The organism is Streptomyces cavernae (genome assembly GCF_004023625.1).
GTDB classification, from domain to species: domain Bacteria; phylum Actinomycetota; class Actinomycetes; order Streptomycetales; family Streptomycetaceae; genus Streptomyces; species Streptomyces cavernae.
Genome location: NZ_RPDJ01000034.1, coordinates 40826 through 60963, shown reverse-complemented (window position 1 = coordinate 60963; position 20138 = coordinate 40826). Strand labels below are relative to the sequence as shown.

19 protein-coding genes are annotated in these 20138 nt (G+C 72.0%); 14 read left to right on the top strand and 5 right to left on the bottom strand.

The genetic code is table 11. The features are described 5' to 3' along the window. Positions 1-56: 56 nt before the first annotated feature. A complete protein-coding gene (locus tag EF387_RS35990) occupies positions 57-674 on the top strand; it encodes a hypothetical protein (RefSeq protein WP_128380813.1) in 618 nt (205 codons plus the stop codon). A 73-nt stretch (positions 675-747) separates the two neighbouring features. On the opposite strand, the gene EF387_RS35985 is transcribed toward EF387_RS35990, so the two are convergent. Beyond that, on the bottom strand, positions 748-2280 hold the full coding sequence (locus EF387_RS35985) for an adenylate/guanylate cyclase domain-containing protein (protein ID WP_420802658.1): 1533 nt from the start codon (positions 2278-2280) through the stop codon (positions 748-750). A gap of 164 nt (positions 2281-2444) precedes the next feature. Continuing rightward, positions 2445-3320 (bottom strand): biotin--[acetyl-CoA-carboxylase] ligase, encoded by an 876-nt coding sequence (locus EF387_RS35980; protein WP_128380812.1) that lies wholly within the window; start codon positions 3318-3320, stop codon positions 2445-2447. A gap of 208 nt (positions 3321-3528) precedes the next feature. On the opposite strand from EF387_RS35980, the gene EF387_RS35975 reads away from it, so the two are divergent. From EF387_RS35975 to EF387_RS35960, 5 genes are all read left to right on the top strand, one after another. Further along, a complete protein-coding gene (locus EF387_RS35975) occupies positions 3529-5127 on the top strand; it encodes an acyl-CoA carboxylase subunit beta (protein WP_128380811.1) in 1599 nt (532 codons plus the stop codon). Positions 5128-5144: 17 nt separating this feature from the next. Continuing rightward, positions 5145-5354, top strand: a complete 210-nt coding sequence (locus EF387_RS35970; RefSeq protein ID WP_128380810.1) for an acyl-CoA carboxylase epsilon subunit — start codon at positions 5145-5147, stop codon at positions 5352-5354. Between the two features lie 188 nt (positions 5355-5542). Continuing rightward, positions 5543-6331, top strand: coding sequence for a DUF4142 domain-containing protein (locus EF387_RS35965; RefSeq protein ID WP_128380809.1), 789 nt, complete (start codon positions 5543-5545; stop codon positions 6329-6331). A 111-nt stretch (positions 6332-6442) separates the two neighbouring features. Further along, complete coding sequence (mmpB, locus tag EF387_RS49505; protein ID WP_274388973.1) at positions 6443-6571, top strand: morphogenic membrane protein MmpB; 129 nt, start codon at positions 6443-6445, stop codon at positions 6569-6571. 66 nt (positions 6572-6637) lie between these two features. Next, positions 6638-7255 (top strand): Maf family protein, encoded by a 618-nt coding sequence (locus tag EF387_RS35960; protein ID WP_128380808.1) that lies wholly within the window; start codon positions 6638-6640, stop codon positions 7253-7255. A 29-nt stretch (positions 7256-7284) separates the two neighbouring features. Here the strand turns inward: EF387_RS35960 and EF387_RS35955 are convergent, their stop codons facing one another. Next, positions 7285-7764, bottom strand: a complete 480-nt coding sequence (locus EF387_RS35955) for a hypothetical protein (protein WP_238431890.1) — start codon at positions 7762-7764, stop codon at positions 7285-7287. Positions 7765-8154: 390 nt separating this feature from the next. Between EF387_RS35955 and EF387_RS35950 the strand changes: the two genes are divergently transcribed. The 3 genes from EF387_RS35950 to EF387_RS35940 all read left to right on the top strand — a co-directional run bounded on the left by EF387_RS35950 (position 8155) and on the right by EF387_RS35940 (position 11582). Then, the gene (locus EF387_RS35950) at positions 8155-9927 is read left to right on the top strand and encodes an acetyl/propionyl/methylcrotonyl-CoA carboxylase subunit alpha (protein ID WP_128380806.1); all 1773 of its coding nucleotides are present in this window, start codon (positions 8155-8157) and stop codon (positions 9925-9927) included. A 155-nt stretch (positions 9928-10082) separates the two neighbouring features. After that, on the top strand, positions 10083-10664 hold the full coding sequence (locus EF387_RS35945; RefSeq protein WP_128380805.1) for an effector-associated constant component EACC1: 582 nt from the start codon (positions 10083-10085) through the stop codon (positions 10662-10664). 3 nt (positions 10665-10667) lie between these two features. Continuing rightward, positions 10668-11582, top strand: a complete 915-nt coding sequence (locus EF387_RS35940) for a hypothetical protein (RefSeq protein WP_128380804.1) — start codon at positions 10668-10670, stop codon at positions 11580-11582. Positions 11583-11657: 75 nt separating this feature from the next. Here the strand turns inward: EF387_RS35940 and EF387_RS35935 are convergent, their stop codons facing one another. Continuing rightward, positions 11658-12632: a DeoR/GlpR family DNA-binding transcription regulator gene (locus EF387_RS35935; protein WP_128380803.1), complete on the bottom strand. Its 975-nt coding sequence runs from the start codon at positions 12630-12632 to the stop codon at positions 11658-11660. Between the two features lie 347 nt (positions 12633-12979). Next, the gene (locus EF387_RS35930; protein WP_128380802.1) at positions 12980-14428 is read right to left on the bottom strand and encodes an NAD(P)H-quinone dehydrogenase; all 1449 of its coding nucleotides are present in this window, start codon (positions 14426-14428) and stop codon (positions 12980-12982) included. Between the two features lie 97 nt (positions 14429-14525). Here EF387_RS35930 and EF387_RS35925 point away from each other — a divergent pair, with 97 nt between their 5' ends. The 5 genes from EF387_RS35925 to EF387_RS35905 all read left to right on the top strand — a co-directional run bounded on the left by EF387_RS35925 (position 14526) and on the right by EF387_RS35905 (position 20133). Next, positions 14526-14963: a gamma-glutamylcyclotransferase family protein gene (locus EF387_RS35925; protein WP_128380801.1), complete on the top strand. Its 438-nt coding sequence runs from the start codon at positions 14526-14528 to the stop codon at positions 14961-14963. A gap of 133 nt (positions 14964-15096) precedes the next feature. Continuing rightward, complete coding sequence (locus tag EF387_RS35920) at positions 15097-15390, top strand: type II toxin-antitoxin system RelE family toxin (protein ID WP_128380800.1); 294 nt, start codon at positions 15097-15099, stop codon at positions 15388-15390. A 229-nt stretch (positions 15391-15619) separates the two neighbouring features. Next, positions 15620-16444, top strand: a complete 825-nt coding sequence (locus tag EF387_RS35915) for a purine-nucleoside phosphorylase (RefSeq protein WP_128380799.1) — start codon at positions 15620-15622, stop codon at positions 16442-16444. 162 nt (positions 16445-16606) lie between these two features. Then, the gene (locus EF387_RS35910; RefSeq protein WP_128380882.1) at positions 16607-18253 is read left to right on the top strand and encodes a phospho-sugar mutase; all 1647 of its coding nucleotides are present in this window, start codon (positions 16607-16609) and stop codon (positions 18251-18253) included. Positions 18254-18708: 455 nt separating this feature from the next. Further along, positions 18709-20133: an FG-GAP-like repeat-containing protein gene (locus tag EF387_RS35905; RefSeq protein WP_128380798.1), complete on the top strand. Its 1425-nt coding sequence runs from the start codon at positions 18709-18711 to the stop codon at positions 20131-20133. Positions 20134-20138 lie beyond the last annotated feature (5 nt).

Genomic DNA, 20138 nt, shown 5'->3' with positions numbered 1-20138 from the left:
CGCGCGCCCTCGGAACGGGGGCCCCGAGCGATGCGAGAGGTGCTGAGGTGCCAGAGGTGCGACAGGCGCGAGAGACGAGGGACGTGCGCGGACGGCACCGCAAACCCCGCCCCCTGCGGAGCTTCTACGCCGTCGGCGGCCTCGCCCTCGCCGCGGGCGCCCTGAGCCTGGCGCGCGTCGCGCCGGAGTCGGGCACGGCGGACATCGCGGTGGGCCCGAGCGCCGACACGGTCGTCGACACCCCCGGAGAGGTCGTGGTCACCGCCCGCGCGACACCGGCCGCTGCCACCGCCGCCCCCACGGAAACGACCACCGAGACCGGCACCGACGCCGGTGACCAGCCACGTGACAGGGCCGGCGAACAGGGTGACACCGGTGCCGTCCCGCGAGGGCTCCCGGCCGTGTCCTCGGCCCCCGGAGCAGCGGGGATCCCCCGCGCGGTCTCCTCCCTGGCCGCGGCCCAGCTCCCCGTCCCGACCGCGACCCCGGACCCCACCGGCATCCCGGGCGCGACCTCCGTACCACCCGCCGGTTCCACGGCCCCCGAACCCACCAGGAGCTTCACCCCGGCCCCGGGCACGTCGTCCCCCGCCGCGGACGGCCCTCAACAGCCCAGGAATCCCGGCATGTGCCTACCGGTCGTGCGGCTGTGCTTCGGCGGCCCGCAGGGTTAGGGCCCGCCTCCGCCCGCCTTCCGCCCGCTTCCCGCCTTCCGCCCGCCTTGCGGTCCCGGGAGACGGCAGGGCATCAGGCCCGGCGGGTCAGCAGCCAGGGTTCGACCACGCCGAGGCCGCGCACCGGGCGCTGCCACATCGGCTGGAGCGCGAAGCGGTACGTGGGGGGCTCCTTGCCCTCCTTCTCCGCCGCGGCAGCCGCCTCCGCGGCCTCCGTCTCGGACGCGGGGGCCTCGCCCGTGCGAATGAGCTCCTCGGCGAGCGCCTGGTCCACCAGCACCGCGTCCCTGGGCGCTATCGAGGTGAGCCGGCTCGCGAGGTTGACCGTCGTACCGAAGACGTCGCCCATCCGCGTCGTCACCGTGCCGAAGGCGAGACCGACGCGGAGCTCGGGCATCGTCTCGTCGTTCGCCATGGTCTCGATGAGGCGCAACGCGATCTCGGCGGCCGTACCCGCGTCATCCGCCGCGTACAGGACCTCGTCGCCGAGGGTCTTGATCAGCCGCCCGCCGCGCGCGGCCACCAGGTCGGCGGCCGTCGTCTCAAACGCCTCGACCAGCTCGCCGAGCTCCTCCTCCTCCATGCGGCGCGTCAGCCGCGTGAAGCCGACCAGGTCCGCGAAGCCGACGCACAGCCGGCGGTCCACCATCTCCTCGTCGTCGGCCGCCTGTACGACGCGGCCGGTGGCGGCGGCGAGCTGGCGGCGCCACACGTAGACGAGGAACTCCTCCAGTTCGGGCAGGAGCAGCTCGATCAGGGGGTACGTCACCTCGGTGCGCGTCATCCCCGGTTCGGGCGGTTCGGTCAGGCCCTCCAGGAAGGAGTCGATCTGCCATTCGGCCAGGCGCGCCGTGGTCTGCCCCGTCGACCGCGCCACCTGCACCGCCATCGCCTCGCTGAGCAGCCCCGCCTCGACGAGACCGGCGAGCCGGCGCAGCGCCAGCACGTCCGCCTCCGTCAGCGCCTTGGCCTGGCCTATGTCGGCGAAGCCCATGGCCCGCCAGAAACGGGAGGCCAGTTCCATGGAGACGCCCGCGCTGCGGGCCGCCTGGAACGGGGTGTAGCGGCGCTCCGCGCCGATGATGAGCGCCTCCAGCCGGAGGGCGAGGGGGTTGTCGCGGGGGTCGGCCGGGGGCGCGTCGCCGCGGGACGGTGGTTCGGGACGCGGGGGCGGCTCGGCATGCTCGCCCGCCGCGGGCTGCGCTCCGTCGGTGTCGGGTCCGACCCGCCCGGTGCCGGCCCCCGGGCCTGCCCGCCCGTCGGCGGCCTCGGGACCTGTCCGTCCGGACCCGGCCTCCGGATCCGCTTGCGCGGTGCGGTCGGAGGCCGACTGCCGCTCGGAGGCCGACTGCCGCTCGGTCGCCGATGCCCGCGGGGACGTCGGCGGTCGGGGGGCCGACCGGTCGGGCAGTGCTGCCCGCTCGGGGCGGTCGGTGGGTGCGGGATCCTCGGAGCTGCCGGGGGTGGAGCCGTCGGTGAGGTCCGGAGCTCCGGTCGGCTGTTCGGCGCCGTCCGACGAGTGGTCGGCGACGGACCCGGCGGTACGGCCGGGCTCGCCGTCTCCGGCGGGAGTACCGGAGCCGGAGCCCGTGTCGTCGACGGTCACGCCTGCTGCCCTTCCGATCTGCTGCGGTCAGGTATCGACCGTGCTCAACTCTACGGCAGGTGTGCGCTGGCTCACTCCCGTGAGGGGATCAGGGCCCTGGGACCGCGCGCTGAGCGGGCGTGGGGCGTCGGCCACACGCCAAGCGGGCGGCGGACGCCCCGGGCTCACACACCTCGCAGATGCACGATGTCCCCCGCCCCCACCGGCTCCTGCACACCTTCTCCGGTGGCCAGGATGAGTCTGCCGTCCCCATCCAGCGCGACCGCCTCCCCGGTGACCGAGCGTCCGCCGGGAAGCTCCGCACGGACGGTGCGGCCGAGCGTCGCGCACCCCGCCGCGTACGTCTCCTGCAGACCGCTCGACACGGGATCGCCGCCGGCCTCGCGCCACCGCACGTACCACTGCTCCAGCGAACGCAGCACGGCCCGCAGCAGCGGGTCGCGGTCGGTGGTGGTGGCGCCGGCGAGGGCGAGTGAGGTGGCCGTGGGCACGGGCAGCTCGTCCGCGCGGAGGGTGACGTTGATCCCGATGCCGATCACGATCCCGTCGTCGCCCGCGCGCTCGGCGAGAATCCCGCCCGCCTTGCGCTCCTCGCCGTCCACCGACAACAGCAGATCGTTAGGCCATTTGAGTGACGTGTCGACCCCCGCGGTCCTTGACAGCGCCGTCGCCACCGCCACCCCGGTGAGCAGCGGCAGCCAGCCCCAGCGGGCCACCGGCACCGCGGAGGGCTTGAGCAGCACCGAGAAGAACAGGCCGGAGCGCGCGGGAGCCGTCCAGGCGCGCTCGAGGCGCCCCCGCCCGGCGTTCTGCTCCTCGGCGACGAGGACCGAGCCCTCGTCCGCCTTGCCCTGCTCCGCGAGGCGGACGAGGTCGGTATTGGTGGACCCGGTGCGCTCCACCACGTCGACGTCGCGCCAGAATCCGCCGTGGCCGCCGTCCCGCACCAGCGCCCGGCGCAGGGAGGCGGTGTTCAGCGGAGGACGGTCCAGGTCGGACCACCGGCTGTCGTTCGGATCTGAGGCATCTCGGGGCGTCATGCAACCCACCCTAGGTGTGTTAAACGCCGCACTGCCGAAAGGTATCGGCGCCACTACCCTACGAACCAGTAGCAACTCCTCGGCAGCAACTCCCCTGAGCAGGTCGTCCAGTACGTTCCCCGCCCAGGTACCGCACCCCCACGACCGCCGTGCCCCCATCCCCCACCGTCCCCACGTCCCCATAGAGCAGGCAGGGAGCCGCATCCCCATGTCCGAGCCGGAAGAGCCGCGCGAGATCGACATCCACACGACCGCGGGGAAGCTCGCGGACCTCCAGCGGCGCATTCACGAGGCGACCCACGCCGGCTCCGCGCGCGCGGTGGAGAAGCAGCACGCGAAGGGCAAGCTCACGGCGCGCGAGCGGATCGAACTCCTGCTGGACGAGGGTTCGTTCGTCGAGCTGGACGAGTTCGCACAGCACCGCTCGACCGCCTTCGGGCTGGAGAAGAACCGTCCGTATGGGGACGGCGTGGTGACCGGCTACGGAACGGTCGACGGGCGTCCCGTGGCGGTGTTCTCCCAGGACTTCACCGTCTTCGGCGGTGCTCTCGGCGAGGTCTTCGGCCAGAAGATCGTGAAGATCATGGACTTCGCGCTGAAGACCGGCTGCCCGGTGATCGGTATCAACGACTCCGGTGGCGCCCGGATCCAGGAGGGCGTGATGGCCCTCGGCATGTACGGGGAGATCTTCCGCCGCAACACGCACGCCTCGGGTGTGATCCCGCAGATCAGCCTGGTCGTCGGGCCCTGCGCGGGCGGCGCGGTCTACTCCCCGGCGATCACCGACTTCACGGTGATGGTCGACCAGACGTCGCACATGTTCATCACCGGACCCGATGTCATCAAGACCGTCACCGGGGAGGACGTCGGCTTCGAGGAACTCGGCGGCGCCCGCACCCACAACGCCGTCTCGGGCGTGGCGCACCACATGGCGGGCGACGAGAAGGACGCCATCGAGTACATCAAGTCGCTGCTGTCGTACCTGCCGTCGAACAACCTCAGTGAGCCCCCGGCGTTCCCGGAGGAGGCGGAACTCTCCGCCACCGACGAGGACCGCGAGCTGGACGTGCTGGTCCCCGACAGCGCCAACCAGCCGTACGACATGCACACGGTGATCGAACACATCCTGGACGACGCCGAGTTCTTCGAGACGCAGGCGCTGTTCGCGCCGAACATCCTCACCGGCTTCGGCCGGGTCGAGGGCCACCCGGTGGGCATCGTCGCCAACCAGCCGCTGCAGTTCGCCGGCTGCCTCGACATCGACGCGAGCGAGAAGGCCGCGCGTTTCGTGCGCACCTGCGACGCCTTCAACGTGCCCGTGATCACCTTCGTGGACGTCCCCGGCTTCCTGCCGGGTGTCGGCCAGGAGCACGAGGGCATCATCCGGCGCGGCGCGAAGCTGATCTACGCCTACGCCGAGGCGACGGTCCCGCTGATCACGGTGATCACACGGAAGGCGTTCGGCGGCGCGTACGACGTCATGGGCTCCAAGCACCTGGGCGCCGACCTCAACCTCGCCTGGCCGACCGCGCAGATCGCCGTCATGGGCGCGCAGGGCGCGGTCAACATCCTGCACCGGCGCACGATCGCGGCGGCGCCGGAGGAGGAGCGGGAGGCGGTGCGGGCACAGCTCATCCAGGAGTACGAGGACACCCTCCTCAACCCCTACACGGCGGCCGAACGCGGCTACATCGACGCGGTGATCATGCCGTCCGACACCCGTGCGCACGTCGTCCGCGGACTGCGTCAGCTGCGCACCAAGCGGGAGAACCTGCCCCCGAGGAAGCACGGCAACATCCCCCTCTAGGCCTGCTGGGAGTCGTCATGAACATCAGGGTCGTACGGGGCAACCCGACCCCGGAGGAGCTGGCCGCCGCACTGGCGGTGGTCAGGGCACGCGCCGCGGCGGCGAGCTCCTCGCCGTCCGGCGCGGTGCGTGAGCCGGACGCCTGGGCGGACCCGTCCCGCGTCGCCCAGTCCCGCCTGCCCGCGCCGGGACCGAAGGCCTGGACGCGGACCTACTGGCCGGGCTGAGCCTTCCCCCGACCGGGGGCCGCGCCCCCTGGGCCGGCCCCCGCCGGCCGCGCCGCCCCCGCCATCAGCTCCGCTGTGCATGCCATGACCAACGCTTTGCCCGGAGCAGAGGCTTCTGAGACCCACCGCGCCCGTACCTCCGTGCGGCGCCCCCGACCGGCGGGGCGCCCGCATGCGAGGAGGGCGCCATGCGCATGTCACGGAATAGCGCCGGAACGGGCTTGGTGGTCGGCGCCATGGCGCTGACCATCGGCGCGCTCGCCTATCCGGCGATGCTCGGAATCCAGCACACGGCGAGCACCCCGAACCGCGTCATCGCCCAGACCCCGACCGGGCCGCTCACCGAGGCCGACCGCGACTTCGTCGTCAAGGTGCGCGCGGCGGGGCTGTGGGAGTTCCCGTCCGGCCTGCTGGCCCTGCAGAAGGGCACCACCGACGCCGTCAGGACCGCCGGGCAGCATCTCGTCGTCGGCCATGCAGCGCTCGACGCGGAGGCCCGCAAGGTGGCCGCCCGGCTGGGCATCACCCTGCCCAACCAGCCCTCCCCACAACAGCAGGGCTTCGTGGCGACACTCGGCGCCGACACCGGCAAACAGTTCGACAGCGACCTCGCCAACATCCTGCGGCTGACCCACGGCCAGATCTTCCCGGTCATCGCGAACATCCGCGCCACCACGCGGAACTCGCTGATCCGCGAACTGGCCGACCAGGCCAACAGCACCGTGCTCGACCACATCACGGTGACGGAGAAGACCGGCCTGGTCGACCTCGACCGGCTCCTGTTCCGGGAGACCACCCCGCCGAGGCTGCCCGACAGCGAAGTAACCCCGCCGAACCCCCCGCCGGGAGCACCCACGGCCGAATTGTCCGCACCCCCCGGCCTCTCGGTGTCTCCAGCGTCCTCCGGGTCCTCCGGGTCCTCCGGGTCCTCCGCCTCCTCCGCGTCCTCGGAAGCCTCGGGACCCACGAAGTCGTGAACGTCCTTCGAGGCCCTCTTGACCCTCAGGGCTCCAGCGTCCTCGTCCCCGCCCTCAAGTTGAGTACGCGTACTCAGGCGTACGGGCGCCCGCGGCCGGAGGATCGTTGACATGCTGTGGTCCGATCCCGAGAACGAACCCCCGGAGGAACTCCGCGACACACAGGTGATGTTGCGACGTCTGGGGATTCTCCTCGCGTTGGCCATGGTGCTCGGGATGGTCCTCCTCGGCGTGCGGTGACGGTACCTGCCCGTCGGCCCCGGTCGGCATCGGACACCCCCCGAACGGCCCCGTTACCCTGACCGCATGACCGATCAGCCGCGCCGCCGTCTCGTCCTCGCCTCCCAGTCCCCGGCCCGTCTCAACCTGCTGCGGCAGGCGGGTCTGGACCCCGAGGTGATCGTCAGCGGATTCGACGAGGACGCCGTCGCCGCCCCGACCCCCGCCGAACTCGCGCTCGCCCTGGCCGAGGCGAAGGCCTCGGTGGTGGCGGCGCGGCCCGAGGTCAAGGGAGCGCTGGTGATCGGCTGTGACTCGGTGCTCGACCTGGACGGCGAGGCGCTCGGCAAGCCCGCGGACGCCGAGGAGGCCGTCGGACGCTGGAAGGCGATGCGCGGGCGGGCCGGCACCCTGCAGACCGGACACTGCGTGTGGGACACGGCCGAAGGGCGGTACGCGTCGGGGACCGCGTCCACCGTGGTCCGCTTCGGCGAGCCGACGGACGCCGAGATCACCGCGTACGTGGCCTCGGGCGAACCCCTCCAGGTCGCCGGGGCCTTCACGCTGGACGGCCGGTCCGCCCCGTTCATCGACGGCATCGACGGCGACCACGGCAACGTCATCGGCATCTCCCTGCCGCTTGTGCGCCGCCTGCTGGGCCAACTGGGCGTCTCGATCACCGAGTTGTGGACGCCCCCGGAGTAGTGACCGGGCGGTCCGCGCGGGCCCCCCGATCAGGTGGTTGTGGGCGTCGGCGGGGTGACGGGGGCGCCCCCGTCACCGTCGCCGCTCGCGGGGACGGCGTCCGTGGGCTCCTTCCGGGCGTCGGCGTCGTACGTCATCAGGGTGAGCACGATCAGCCCGAGCACCACCATCATGAACAGGAACGCGCCCCAGCCCACCAGTCCGACCGTGAACGCGCCCAGCAGACCGTGCACCACCGCCGCGCTGATCAGCACGATGCGCCCCAGCCCGGCCGCCGGACGGTCCCGCACCGCGACACGCGCGGCGACGAAGGCGCAGAACCCGAGATAGACACCGAAGAGGGCCCCGGCGACCCAGGACCCGATCGCCATCGCGTTCGGGTCCAGCCCGGCCAGCGACATGTCCTGGCGGTCGACGACCACACCGAGGAACCAGTTCACCAGGACGAATCCCACGGCCTCCACGAGGAGCACGGCCGCCGTCAGCCACGCCACCGGTCTGCGCACCACTGGCCCCACCTCTTCCGACTCCTGCCGCCACTCCGGCTTCCCGCGGGCGCGAGCGCCGCCACACCACGTGCGTGCGAGGACGACACGCACGCTACTAACGGGTAAACCTGGGGACAAGGGTCCACGGGCGGGCAAAGAATCGTTGGGCCATTCGTAGGGATTCCACAAAGAAACGCGACGGGCCGCTGCGTGGCCTCACAGAGACCTTGACCACATCAGGGGGCTAGGGTTCCAGGGAGGAATCCTGGGCACCTCGGTGCGACAAGGGATTTCACGGGTCGAGCAAGCCTCGAATCACGCTCCGTGTGGGCAAGCTCACCATTGGGGACGGGTCGAAAGGCCATATCGACTGTCCCTAAACTCGGCTTGTTTCAAGGAGGGAGCCTCATCGTGCGCAAGGTGCTCATCGCCAACCGTGGCGAAATCGCTGTCCGTGTGGCGCGGGCCTGCCGGGATGCCGGTATCGCGAGCGTTGCCGTGTATGCCGACCCGGACCGGGACGCCCTGCACGTACGGGCAGCCGATGAGGCGTTCGCTCTCGGCGGTGACACCCCGGCCACGAGCTACCTCGACATCGCGAAGGTGCTGCAGGCGGCCCAGGACTCCGGCGCGGACGCGATCCACCCCGGCTACGGCTTCCTGTCCGAGAACGCCGAATTCGCGCAGGCGGTGCTGGACGCGGGCCTGATCTGGATCGGCCCGCCCCCGCAGGCCATCCGCGATCTGGGTGACAAGGTCGCCGCGCGGCACATCGCGCAGCGCGCCGGCGCCCCGCTGGTCGCGGGCACCCCGGACCCGGTGAGCGGTGCCGAGGAGGTCGTGGCGTTCGCCGAGGAGCACGGGCTGCCCATCGCCATCAAGGCCGCGTTCGGCGGCGGTGGCCGCGGGCTGAAGGTGGCCCGCACCCTCGAAGAGGTCCCGGAGCTGTACGACTCGGCCGTCCGCGAGGCGGTCGCGGCCTTCGGGCGCGGGGAGTGCTTCGTGGAGCGCTACCTCGACAAGCCCCGGCACGTGGAGACCCAGTGCCTGGCCGACCGCCACGGCAACGTGGTCGTCGTCTCCACCCGTGACTGCTCGCTGCAGCGCCGCCACCAGAAGCTGGTCGAGGAGGCCCCGGCGCCGTTCCTGTCCGAGGAGCAGGTCGCCGAGCTGTACCGGGCGTCGAAGGCGATCCTGAAGGAGGCCGGGTACGTCGGCGCGGGCACGGTGGAGTTCCTGGTCGGCCTGGACGGCACGATCTCCTTCCTGGAGGTCAACACCCGGCTGCAGGTGGAGCACCCGGTCACCGAGGAGGTCGCCGGCATCGACCTCGTCCGCGAGATGTTCCGTATCGCCGACGGCGAGGAACTCGGCTACGACGACCCCGAACTGCGGGGTCATTCCTTCGAGTTCCGCATCAACGGCGAGGACCCCGGCCGGAACTTCCTGCCCGCCCCGGGCACGGTGACCACGTTCGCCCCGCCGTCCGGCCCGGGCGTGCGGCTGGACGCGGGTGTCGAGTCGGGTTCGGTCATCGGCCCCGCCTGGGACTCCCTCCTGGCGAAGCTGATCGTCACCGGCGCCACCCGTGAGCAGGCCCTGCAGCGAGCCGCCCGCGCCCTGGAGGAGTTCCAGGTGGAGGGCATGGCCACGGCGATCCCCTTCCACCGCGCGGTCGTCAAGGACCCGGCGTTCGCCCCCGAACTGACCGGCTCCGACCAGCCGTTCACGGTCCACACGCGCTGGATCGAGACCGAGTTCGTCAACGAGATCAAGCCGTTCGCCTCCCCCGCCGACGCCGAGGCGGAGGAGGAGCCGGGCCGCGAGACCGTCGTCGTCGAGGTCGGCGGCAAGCGTCTGGAGGTCTCCCTGCCCGCCAGCCTGGGCATGTCGCTGGCCCGTACGGGACTGGCGGCGGGCGCGCGGCCCAAGCGGCGCGCGGCGAAGAAGTCGGGCCCGGCCGCTTCCGGGGACACTCTCGCCTCCCCCATGCAGGGCACGATCGTCAAGGTCGCCGTCGAGGAGGGCCAGGAGGTCAAGGAGGGCGACCTGGTCGTCGTGCTCGAGGCCATGAAGATGGAGCAGCCGCTGAACGCACACCGCTCCGGCACCATCAAGGGCCTCGCGGCGGAGGTCGGCGCGTCCGTCACCTCCGGCGCCGTGATCTGCGAGATCAAGGACTGAGCTGATCAAGGGCTGAGCTCCGGCTGAAGTCCGGTCGGGGTACGGCTGAAGTACGGCCTCACGACCATGAGTTGGCCCCCGGTCACCGCCGGGGGCCGACTGCGTTGCGGGGTCTATGCTTCAGGCGTCGACCGGGCATCGAACCAGGGGAGCACGTGGAATTCCTGATATCTGTGGACGGCGTTGACACGGCGGACTCGCTGCTCGGGTGGCTCCGGTCGGAGGGGAACCAGGGCGTGGAGGTCACGCCCGTCGGCCACGCGTCGCAGGATGTACCCGGCCTCGGCCACCAGTCGCAGGAGGCGCCCGGCGTCGGCGACGCGCCGCAGGAGGTGCTGGGAGTCCGGCTGTCCGGCGGGACACAGCTGGTGCCGCTCGTCCAGGCGCTGAGCACCTGGGTCCGCGCCCGGAACGCCGGCACCACGGTCACCGTGCGGACACCGTCCGGCGGGGAACTCGTCCTCACGCCCGCCGGCGTCGACTCAGCCGAACTCCAGCGCGAGGTAGCCCAGTTGGCGCAGCGGCTCGCCGCGTCGGACGGCCCGTACTCCGGTGGTCCCGTACGCCCCGCGGACAGTCCCACCACGCCCCCGCCGAGCGGGAGCCCCTCGCCCTACGGCCACACGCCCCCGGGCCCCTGGTTGCCATCGGCCGACGACTGGCCGGCGACCAGCCACACTCCCCCCGGCCCCGTCCTCGACCCTGGCGACGACTGGCCGGACAAGCAGGAGCCGTAGCCGGTGGGAGACATCGCCAAGGGCGTGCTCGGCGGGGGCTGGGCGCTGCTCGTCGGGTGGATCCTGCCGACCGCCCTCAACCTCGCCGTGTTCGGCCTCGCCGTCGCGCCCAGCCTGCACCATCCCGGCCTGGCGGATGCGCTGCGACGGGCGTCGAACGGCGACAAGACCCTGTTGTTCCTGGTCGCCGCCGTCCTGCTCGGCCTGGTCCTCAACGCCCTGCAGACCCCGCTGTACCGGTTTCTGGAGGGGTACGCGCTGTGGCCCGCCGCGGCGTACGAGCGCGGCTGCCGGGTGCAGCGCGCCCGACGTCAGCGCACGGCCGACCGACTCGCCGCCACCACCGTCACCCTGCGACGAGCCCTGCTCAGCGAGAAGCTGAGCCGTTACCCGGTCGACGACGAGCAGATCGCGCCGACCCGGCTGGGCAACGCCATCCGCCGGTTCGAGGAGTACGGCTACGACCGCTACCGCCTGGACACCCAGGTCCTGTGGAACGAGCTGACGATCGCCGCGCCGGAGGAGACCCGCCGGGTGGTCGACACGGCCCGGACCAATGTCGACTTCTTCGTGGCCCTGTTGTACGGGCACGCGGCGGTGGCACTGTGCGCGGTGGGCGCACTGGCCGCGACCCCGTCCGACGCGCTGGTTCTGCTCGTCACGGCCGGGGTTCTGGCCGCACTGGTCCCGGTCTGGTACCGCGCGGCGGTGGCGGCGACCGACGAATGGGCCGCCGCGGTGCGGGCCCTGGTGAACCTGGGGCGCAAGCCGCTCGCCGAGGCGCTGGGTCTCATGCTTCCCCAGGAGCTGGCCGACGAGCGCACCATGTGGCAGTTGGTCACCCGAATGTCCAGGCGCCCGTACGCTCCCGCCGCCGACGCGGCGTTCGCGCCGTACCGGGCCACACCCGGCGAGTGAGCGGGAGGGGCGCGTCGGTGTCGGCGTCCCGGCACCGGCACGTGCGCCCCGGAGGCGAACCGATCAGCCGGGAGATCAGCGCCTTCTGAGGTCCGCGACCCGGGCCGCCCGCTCACCCGGCGGCTGTTCACCCAGCACCGTGGAGGCGCTGCGCAACTGTGGTGCCCCGCCCGGTACATGGCCCCGGCGCGGACCCGGCAGAGCGGAGTCCCGGCGCGCCGGGCGTCCCGCCTGGACCGCGTCGCCTCCGGCGCCGCCCGTTCCGGCCACCGCTCCGGCCACCGAGATCTGCACCCCCTGATCGGCGAGGGCCTGGAGTTCGGTGCCCGCCCGGTCGTCGTGGGCGGGTGGCTCGTCGGTGACCAGACGGGTGATGACATCCGTCGGCACCGTCTGGAACATGGTGTCGGTGCCGAGCTTGGTGTGGTCGGCGAGCACCACGACTTCCGCGGCGGCCTGCACCAGGGCTCTGTCCACGCTCGCCGACAGCATGTTGGAGGTGGACAGACCGCGTTCGGCGGTCAGGCCGCTGCCGGAGAGGAAGGCCCGGCTGACCCGCAACCCTTGCAGGGACTGCTCGGCTCCGCTGCCCACCAGGGCGTAGTTGGAACCGCGGAGGGTTCCGCCGGTCATCACGACTTCGACGCGATTGGCATGGGCCAGCGCCTGAGCCACCAGCAGGGAGTTGGTGACGACGGTCAGCCCGGGCACCCGCGCGAGCCGGCGGGCCAGCTCCTGTGTGGTGGTACCCGCCCCGACCACGATGGCCTCGCCTTCTTCGACGAAGCTCGCGGCGAGGTCGGCGATGGCCGTCTTCTCGGCGGTCGCGAGATGTGACTTCTGCGGAAAGCCGGACTCCCGCGTGAACCCGCCCGGCAATACCGCACCGCCGTGCCGGCGGTCGAGGAGTCCTTCTGCCTCCAGTGCGCGCACGTCCCGCCGTACGGTCACTTCGGAGGTCTGGACGACGCGGGCGAGCTCACGGAGCGACACGGCCCCGTTCGCTCGCACCATTTCGAGGATCAATTGGCGACGTTCTGCAGCGAACACGAAACTGACAGTAACGCGGGCGACCGTCTGGTTTCAGCAGTATGCGCCGAATTACAGAAGTTGTTCGCACGGCGATACGGGAAGTGGTATAGAAGCGGACTTGCACCGTGGGTGCCGCGCACGCAGGTCATGACGTTCCGTGACCGGAGGGGATCGCCTGTCGGCCACGCCGGACCGAAGGTGACTTCTGACCCCGGGGACTCGCCCCGGCCGCGCTCGCCCTGGCCGTACCTCCCGGCCATGCTCACCCTGGCCGTGCGGGCCGACGGCCGATTACCCGCGTCAGGCACGCCCGGCCCCGTGTTCAGTCCCCGCCCGGCCCCGCGTCGGGCGCGCCCGATTCCGTGTCAGGCCTCGCCCGTTGCCTTTCGGGTGTGCAACTGCCGTGCCACCTCGGCGATCGAGCCCGACAGGGACGGGTAGACGGTGAACGCGTTGGCGATCTGCTCGACCGTCAGGTTGTTGTCGACCGCGATCGAGATCGGGTGGATCAGTTCCGAGGCGCGCGGTGCGACGACCACACCGCCGACGACGATACCGGTGCCCGGGCGGCAGAAGATCTTGACGAAACCGTCCCGGATGCCCTGCATCTTCGCGCGCGGGTTGCGCACCAGCGGCAGCTTGACCACGCGTGCGTCGATCTTGCCCGCGTCCACGTCGGCCTGGGTGTAGCCGACGGTGGCGATCTCGGGGTCCGTGAAGACGTTCGAGGAGACGGTCTTGAGGTTCAGCGGGGCCACCGCGTCGCCCAGGTAGTGGTACATCGCGATACGGCCCTGCATCGCGGCCACGGAGGCGAGTGCGAAGACACCGGTCACGTCACCGGCCGCGTACACGCCCGGAGCGGTCGTGCGCGACACCTTGTCCGTCCAGATGTGCCCGGAGTCGCGGAGCTTGACCCCGGCCTCCTCCAGCCCCATGCCCTCCGTGTTGGGGATGGCGCCCACGGCCATCAGGCAGTGCGAGCCGGAGATGACCCGGCCGTCGGAGAGGGTGACCTCCACACGGTCCCCGATGCGCTTGGCGGACTCGGCGCGCGAGCGGGCCATCACGTTCATGCCGCGGCGGCGGAAGACCTCCTCCAGCACCGCGGCGGCGTCCGGGTCCTCACCGGGCAGCACCCGGTCGCGGGAGGAGACGAGGGTGACGTGGGAGCCGAGGGCCTGGTAGGCACCCGCGAACTCGGCACCGGTGACGCCGGAGCCGACCACGATCAGTTCTTCGGGCAGTTCGTCGAGGTCGTAGACCTGGGTCCAGTTCAGGATCCGCTCGCCGTCCGGCTGGGCGTCGGGCAGCTCGCGCGGATGCCCGCCGGTCGCGATCAGCACGGCGTCGGCGGCGAGGGTCTCCTCGGAGCCGTCGGCGGCCCGGACGATCACCTTGCGGGAGCCGTCGAGGGCCTGCATGCCCTCCAGCCGGCCGCGGCCGCGCATGACCCGGGCGCCGGCGCGCGTGACGGAGGCGGTGATGTCGTGCGACTGGGCGAGCGCCAGCCGCTTGACACGCCGGTTGACCTTGCCGAGGTCCACACCGACGACCCGGGCGGCCTGTTCCAGCGGCGGCGTGTCGTCCGCGACGATGATCCCCAGCTCTTCGTACGAAGAATCGAACGTCGTCATCACTTCGGCGGTCGCGATCAGCGTCTTCGACGGTACGCAGTCGGTGAGCACCGACGCGCCGCCGAGGCCGTCGCAGTCGACGACCGTCACCTCCGCGCCGAGTTGCGTGGCCACCAGGGCCGCTTCGTATCCGCCGGGTCCGCCGCCTATGATCACGATCCGAGTCACGTACCCCATTGTCCCGCACGCCTCGGGGTGGCTTCCGCCCGGGGCGCCCCCGATGCGCCTTTGTTACTGGAGAGACGGACGGCACGGCTGTCGTACCCTCAGTGCCATGTCGCTCTACGCCGCGTACGCCGGCAATCTCGACGCGCGGCTGATGACCCGCCGCGCCCCGCACTCGCCGATGCGCGCCACCGGCTGGCTGAACGGCTGGCGGCTGACGTTCGGAGGCGAGCAGTTGGGCTGGGAGGGCGCACTGGCCACCATCGTCGAGTCACCGGGCTCCCAGGTGTTCGTGGCGTTGTACGACATCGCCCCGATGGACGAGGACTCCCTGGACCGCTGGGAGGGCGTAGGACTCGACATCTACCGCCGGACCCGGATCCGGGTGCACACCCTGGAGGGCGAGGAGCCGGCCTGGGCGTACGTCCTGAACGGCTACGAGGGCGGTCTGCCGTCCGCCCGCTACCTCGGTGAGGTGGCCGACGCGGCCGAGTCGGCGGGCGCACCGCACGATTACGTGATGGAACTGCGCAAGCGGCCCTGCTGACCGCTCGGGCGGTCTAGCCTCGTCCACGGTGCCGGCTCCGGCTTCCGGTGCGGGCTCCGGCTGCTCCGCGCCCGGCCCGGTCAGGGCCGGCCAGGGCGGCCAGGGACGGAGCCGACCACGGACGGGAGGGTCCATGACCGGCGTTACCGGCGTAACCACGTATCAGGTCTTCTACACGGAGCAGGCGGCCGCGGCCCGCGACCGGCTCGACGACCAGCAGCGCGCCTCCTTCGACAAGGGCATCGCCCTGCTCGCCCGCAACCCGTTCCCCGATCTGTCCCGGTCGATAAGCGCCACCGGCGACGACCGGACGATCCGGCTGACGCAGAACATCCTCGTCGAGTACACCGTCAGCATGGGCCGCCTGCTGATCTTCATCGTGGTGGTCTTCAACGACCGGGACGTCCTGGTCACGGAGACGGACTGAGGCACGTACGGAGAAGCGGGCCGAGCGGGGGACGGAAGCGGACCGAAGCGGACCGAAGCGGACCGAAGCGGACCGAGTAACGGCAGGACGCGGAGTGACGCGCAAGGACGCGGTGTGGACGCGCAAGGACGCCGAGTGGACGCGGGGCCGAGAAACGACAAGACAACGATCACACTCCCCTGCCTTCGTCATCTACGCGCGTAGGGCCGAACCGGCTACTCTCATGCCCGTGAACGCATCTCTTCTTCCGGACGACATCCAGGGCGACCCCCACGCCGCCGCCGACGCCGCCGCCGGGCGGCTTCGGGAACTGACGGGCGCCGAGACCCATGACGTCGCCCTCGTGATGGGCTCCGGCTGGGCCCCGGCCGTCGACGCGCTCGGTACCCCCGAGGCCGACATCCTCGTCACCGAGCTGCCCGGGTTCCCGCCGCCGGCCGTCGAGGGCCACGGCGGCAAGGTCCGTTCGTACCGGATCGGCGCCAAGCGCGCCCTGGTCTTCCTCGGCCGCACCCACTACTACGAGGGCCACGGCGTGGCCGCGGTCGCGCACGGCGTACGCACCGCCGTGGCCGCCGGGTGCAAGACCGTCGTGCTCACCAACGGCTGCGGCGGGCTGCGCGAGGGCATGCGCCCCGGCCAGCCGGTGCTGATCAGCGACCACATCAACCTGACGGCCGCCTCCCCCATCGTCGGCGCCAACTTCGTCGACCTCACGGACCTCTACTCGCCCCGGCTGCGCGCCTTGTGCAAGGAGATCGACGCGACGCTCGAGGAGGGGGTGTACGCCCAGTTCCCCGGCCCGCACTACGAGACCCCCGCCGAGATCCGGATGGCCCGCACGATCGGCGCCGACCTGGTCGGCATGTCGACGGGCCTGGAGGCGATCGCCGCGCGCGAGGCGGGCGCCGAGGTGCTGGGCATCTCCCTGGTGACCAACCTCGCCGCGGGCATGACGGGCGAGCCCCTCAACCACGAGGAGGTCCTCCAGGCGGGCCGTGACTCGGCGACCCGCATGGGATCGCTGCTGGCCCAGGTGCTGGGGCGCATCTAGCGCAGGGCCGGGGCGCAGCCGCATCCAGAGCCGGCTGGGGGCGCATCCAGCGCTCCAGCGCCGTCGAATGCTTTCGGGGTAGGCGACTTCCGTACAGATCCCGTACGGACCCCGTACACGTACGAGAAGAGAGGCTGACCTCAAGTGCAGGACGTGCAGGACGTGCAGGACGAACTCCTCGCGCGGGCCCGGGCGTGGCTCGCCGAGGACCCCGACCCGGAGACCCGCGAGGAACTCGCGAAGCTGGTCGACTCCGCGGAGTCGGGGGACACGGCCGAGCTCGCGGCGCGCTTCGCGGGGACCCTGCAGTTCGGCACGGCTGGGCTGCGCGGAGAGCTGGGGGCGGGCCCGATGCGGATGAACCGTTCGGTGGTCATCCGCGCGGCGGCGGGCCTGGCCGCGTACCTCGAGGACCAGGGGCAGGCGGGCGGGCTGGTGGTCATCGGCTACGACGCCCGTCACAAGTCCGCCGACTTCGCCCGGGACACGGCGGCGGTCATGACGGGTGCCGGGCTGCGCGCGGCGCTGCTGCCGCGTCCGCTGCCCACACCCGTGCTGGCCTTCGCCATCCGGCACCTCGGCGCGGTCGCGGGCGTGGAGGTGACCGCCAGCCACAACCCGCCCCGGGACAACGGCTACAAGGTCTACCTCGGCGACGGTTCCCAGATCGTGCCGCCCGCGGACGCGGAGATCGCGGCGCGGATCGACGCGGTGGGCGCCCTGGACGACGTCCCGCGGCCCGAGTCCGGCTGGGAGACGCTCGACGACGGCGTCCTCGACGCCTACCTCGCCCGTACGGACGCGGTGCTGGCCGAGGGTTCGCCGCGCACCGCGCGCACCGTCTACACGGCGATGCACGGCGTCGGCAAGGACACCCTGCTCGCGGCCTTCGCGCGGGCCGGCTTCCCGGAGCCGGTCCTGGTCGCGGAGCAGGCCGAGCCGGACCCGGACTTCCCGACGGTCGCGTTCCCCAACCCGGAGGAACCCGGGGCGATGGACCTGGCCTTCGCCACGGCACGCGCCGAGTCCCCGCAGCCGGACCTGATCATCGCCAACGACCCGGACGCGGACCGGTGCGCGGCGGCCGTACGGGACGGCGCTCAGTGGCGGATGCTGCGCGGCGACGAGGTGGGCGCGCTGCTCGCGACACACCTGGTGCGGCGGGGCGCGCGGGGCACGTTCGCGGAGTCGATCGTGTCGTCCTCGCTCCTCGGCCGGATCGCGGAGAAGGCCGGGCTGCCGTACGAGGAGACGCTGACGGGCTTCAAGTGGATCGCCCGGGTGGACGGTCTGCGCTACGGGTACGAGGAGGCGCTCGGCTACTGCGTCGACCCGGACGGGGTCCGCGACAAGGACGGGATCACGGCGGCGCTGCTGATCACCGAACTGGCCTCGCAGCTGAAGGAGGAGGGCCGGACGCTCACGGACCTCCTGGACGACATCGCCGTCGAGCACGGCCTGCACGCCACGGACCAGCTCGCGGTCCGCGTCGAGGACCTGTCGGTCATCGCGGACGCCATGCGCCGGCTGCGCGAGCAGCCCCCGCAGCGGCTGGCGGGTCTCGCCGTCACCAAGGCGGAGGACCTCACCCGGGGTACGGAGAAGCTCCCGCCCACGGACGGACTCCGCTACACCCTGGAGGGAGCCCGGGTGATCGTCCGGCCGAGCGGCACGGAACCCAAGCTGAAGTGCTACCTGGAGGTCGTGGTGCCGGTCGCCGCGCACGCCGACCTCCCGGCGGCGCGGGCGAAGGCCGCGGAGCTGCTGGCGGAGGTCGAGCGGGATCTCGCGGCGGCGGCGGGCATCTGACCCGCGCGAGGCGCCTCCTCGGGACACAGCCCCACGGGAGACGCCCCGTCGCGATCCTCGCGGCATAGCCCCACGCGAGACGCCCCACGCGAGATGCCCCACGCGAGATGCCCCACGCGAGATGCCCCTCGTGGCACAGCCCCTCGTGGCACGACCTCTCGCAAGGCACGTCCCTTCGCGACACGACCGACTCGCCCGTACGAGCCCCGGTCCTGGACCGATCAGTCGGCAGTCGGCAGTCGGCCCGGGACCGGGGCTCCGGCGTACTACCGACAGAACGAGCCACACCGTGGCCGAAAAGTAACCAAACGCATGTACAACCCTTGCCCCTCGACGCGGGTCTCTTGATCGCCAACCGCACGCGAACCCCCTCCCAACCACGGGTTACGCGGGCGGGGCGCTCCCCATCGACAGGGATGTCACCCCGGACATCCCGCATGCCGCAGGAGACCCGCATGCACAAGTACCTGCGTCTCGCCCTCGCGACGGCCACCGCGACCGCGCTGGCGGGCGGCGGACTGCTGACGTTCTCGGCGGTCACGGCGACGGCCGCGACCGTGGCGCCCGACGACTTCAACGGCGACGGCTACCGCGACCTCGCGATCGGCGCGAGCAACACGGACGTCGGCGGCAGGTCGGCCGCCGGGGCCGTCATCGTGCTGTACGGCTCTTCGTCCGGCGTCTCCGCCGCCAGACGGACCGTGATCACGCAGAACTCCAGCGGTGTCGCCGGTACGGCCGAGCAAGGTGACCTGTTCGGCACCAGCCTGTCCCCCGCCGACTTCAACAGGGACGGTTACGCGGACCTCGCCGTGGGCGCGGAGGGCGAGAGCATCGGCGACCGGGACGCCGTCGGCATGGTCACCATCCTGTGGGGCAGCTCCTCCGGGCTGAAGGGCGGGGTGACGGTGCCGCAGCCGTCCACGCTCTCCGAGTACGGCGGCTACTCGATGGACCTCGCGGCGGCCGACTTCAACGGCGACGGCGCGGCGGACCTGACGGTCACCGGACAGTCCCGCACCCGGCTCTACCTGGGCCCGTTCAAGAGCGACGGCACGGCGGCGAGCGCGGGCAACGTCGGCATGATCGGCTCCACGGCCGACGTCGCAGCGGGCGACCTGAACGGCGACGGCGCGGCGGAACGCGTCTACCCGTTCCGCACCGATGCCGACCCCGGCGGTCACGTGTGGTACTACCGCTGGACCGGTTCGTCGTACGCCATCACCGACATGACCAAGGCTGACGGCGACAAGGGTGCGGTGGGTGACATCAACGGCGACGGCTACGGCGACCTCGTCCTCTCCCAGCACCAGGACCCGGACGAGAACTACCCGGTGGGCCACAAGGGCGGGCAGCTCGCGATCTGGTACGGCGGCCCCGCCGGCCCCGACCTGGCGCAGACCCCGACCGTCATCCACCAGGACACCGCGGGGGTGCCGGGGGCGGGCGAGACCTACGACCGCTTCGGCGCCACGGTGAGCCTCGGCGACATCAACGGCGACAAGTTCGCCGACGTCGCGGTGGGCGCCCCGGGCGAGGACGTCGGCACCAAGCGGGACGCGGGCTCGGTCACCGTCCTGTACGGCTCCGCCTCGGGCCTGACCACGACCGGCGCCAAGACCTACACCCAGGACACCTCGGGCGTCCCGGGCGCCGCCGAGACCTACGACGGCTTCGGCGGTGCCGTCCGGCTGATCGACCTCAACAAGAACGGCCGGGCGGAACTCGTGGTGTCCGCCCCCGACGAGAACAGCAGGGGCGCCGTCTGGATCCTCGGCGGCACGAGCGCAGGCGTGACCACGACCGGCGCGAAGAGCATCTCCGCACTCGACGTCTCCCTCACGACGGCGTCCAACTTCGGTACGGAGCTTGCGGAGTAGGCCGG

What these genes read in the sequence shown, in the direction of transcription:
- EF387_RS35975 (WP_128380811.1), top strand. Translation starts at nt 3,529, where the DNA reads ATGTCCGAGCCGGAAGAGCCGCGCGAGATCGACATCCACACGACCGCG.
- EF387_RS35905 (WP_128380798.1), top strand. Translation starts at nt 18,709, where the DNA reads ATGCACAAGTACCTGCGTCTCGCCCTCGCGACGGCCACCGCGACCGCG.
- mmpB (WP_274388973.1), top strand. Translation starts at nt 6,443, where the DNA reads ATGCTGTGGTCCGATCCCGAGAACGAACCCCCGGAGGAACTCCGCGAC.
- EF387_RS35960 (WP_128380808.1), top strand. Translation starts at nt 6,638, where the DNA reads ATGACCGATCAGCCGCGCCGCCGTCTCGTCCTCGCCTCCCAGTCCCCG.
- EF387_RS35980 (WP_128380812.1), bottom strand. Translation starts at nt 3,320, where the DNA reads ATGACGCCCCGAGATGCCTCAGATCCGAACGACAGCCGGTGGTCCGAC.
- EF387_RS35965 (WP_128380809.1), top strand. Translation starts at nt 5,543, where the DNA reads ATGCGCATGTCACGGAATAGCGCCGGAACGGGCTTGGTGGTCGGCGCC.
- EF387_RS35920 (WP_128380800.1), top strand. Translation starts at nt 15,097, where the DNA reads ATGACCGGCGTTACCGGCGTAACCACGTATCAGGTCTTCTACACGGAG.
- EF387_RS35970 (WP_128380810.1), top strand. Translation starts at nt 5,145, where the DNA reads ATGAACATCAGGGTCGTACGGGGCAACCCGACCCCGGAGGAGCTGGCC.
- EF387_RS35930 (WP_128380802.1), bottom strand. Translation starts at nt 14,428, where the DNA reads ATGGGGTACGTGACTCGGATCGTGATCATAGGCGGCGGACCCGGCGGA.
- EF387_RS35925 (WP_128380801.1), top strand. Translation starts at nt 14,526, where the DNA reads ATGTCGCTCTACGCCGCGTACGCCGGCAATCTCGACGCGCGGCTGATG.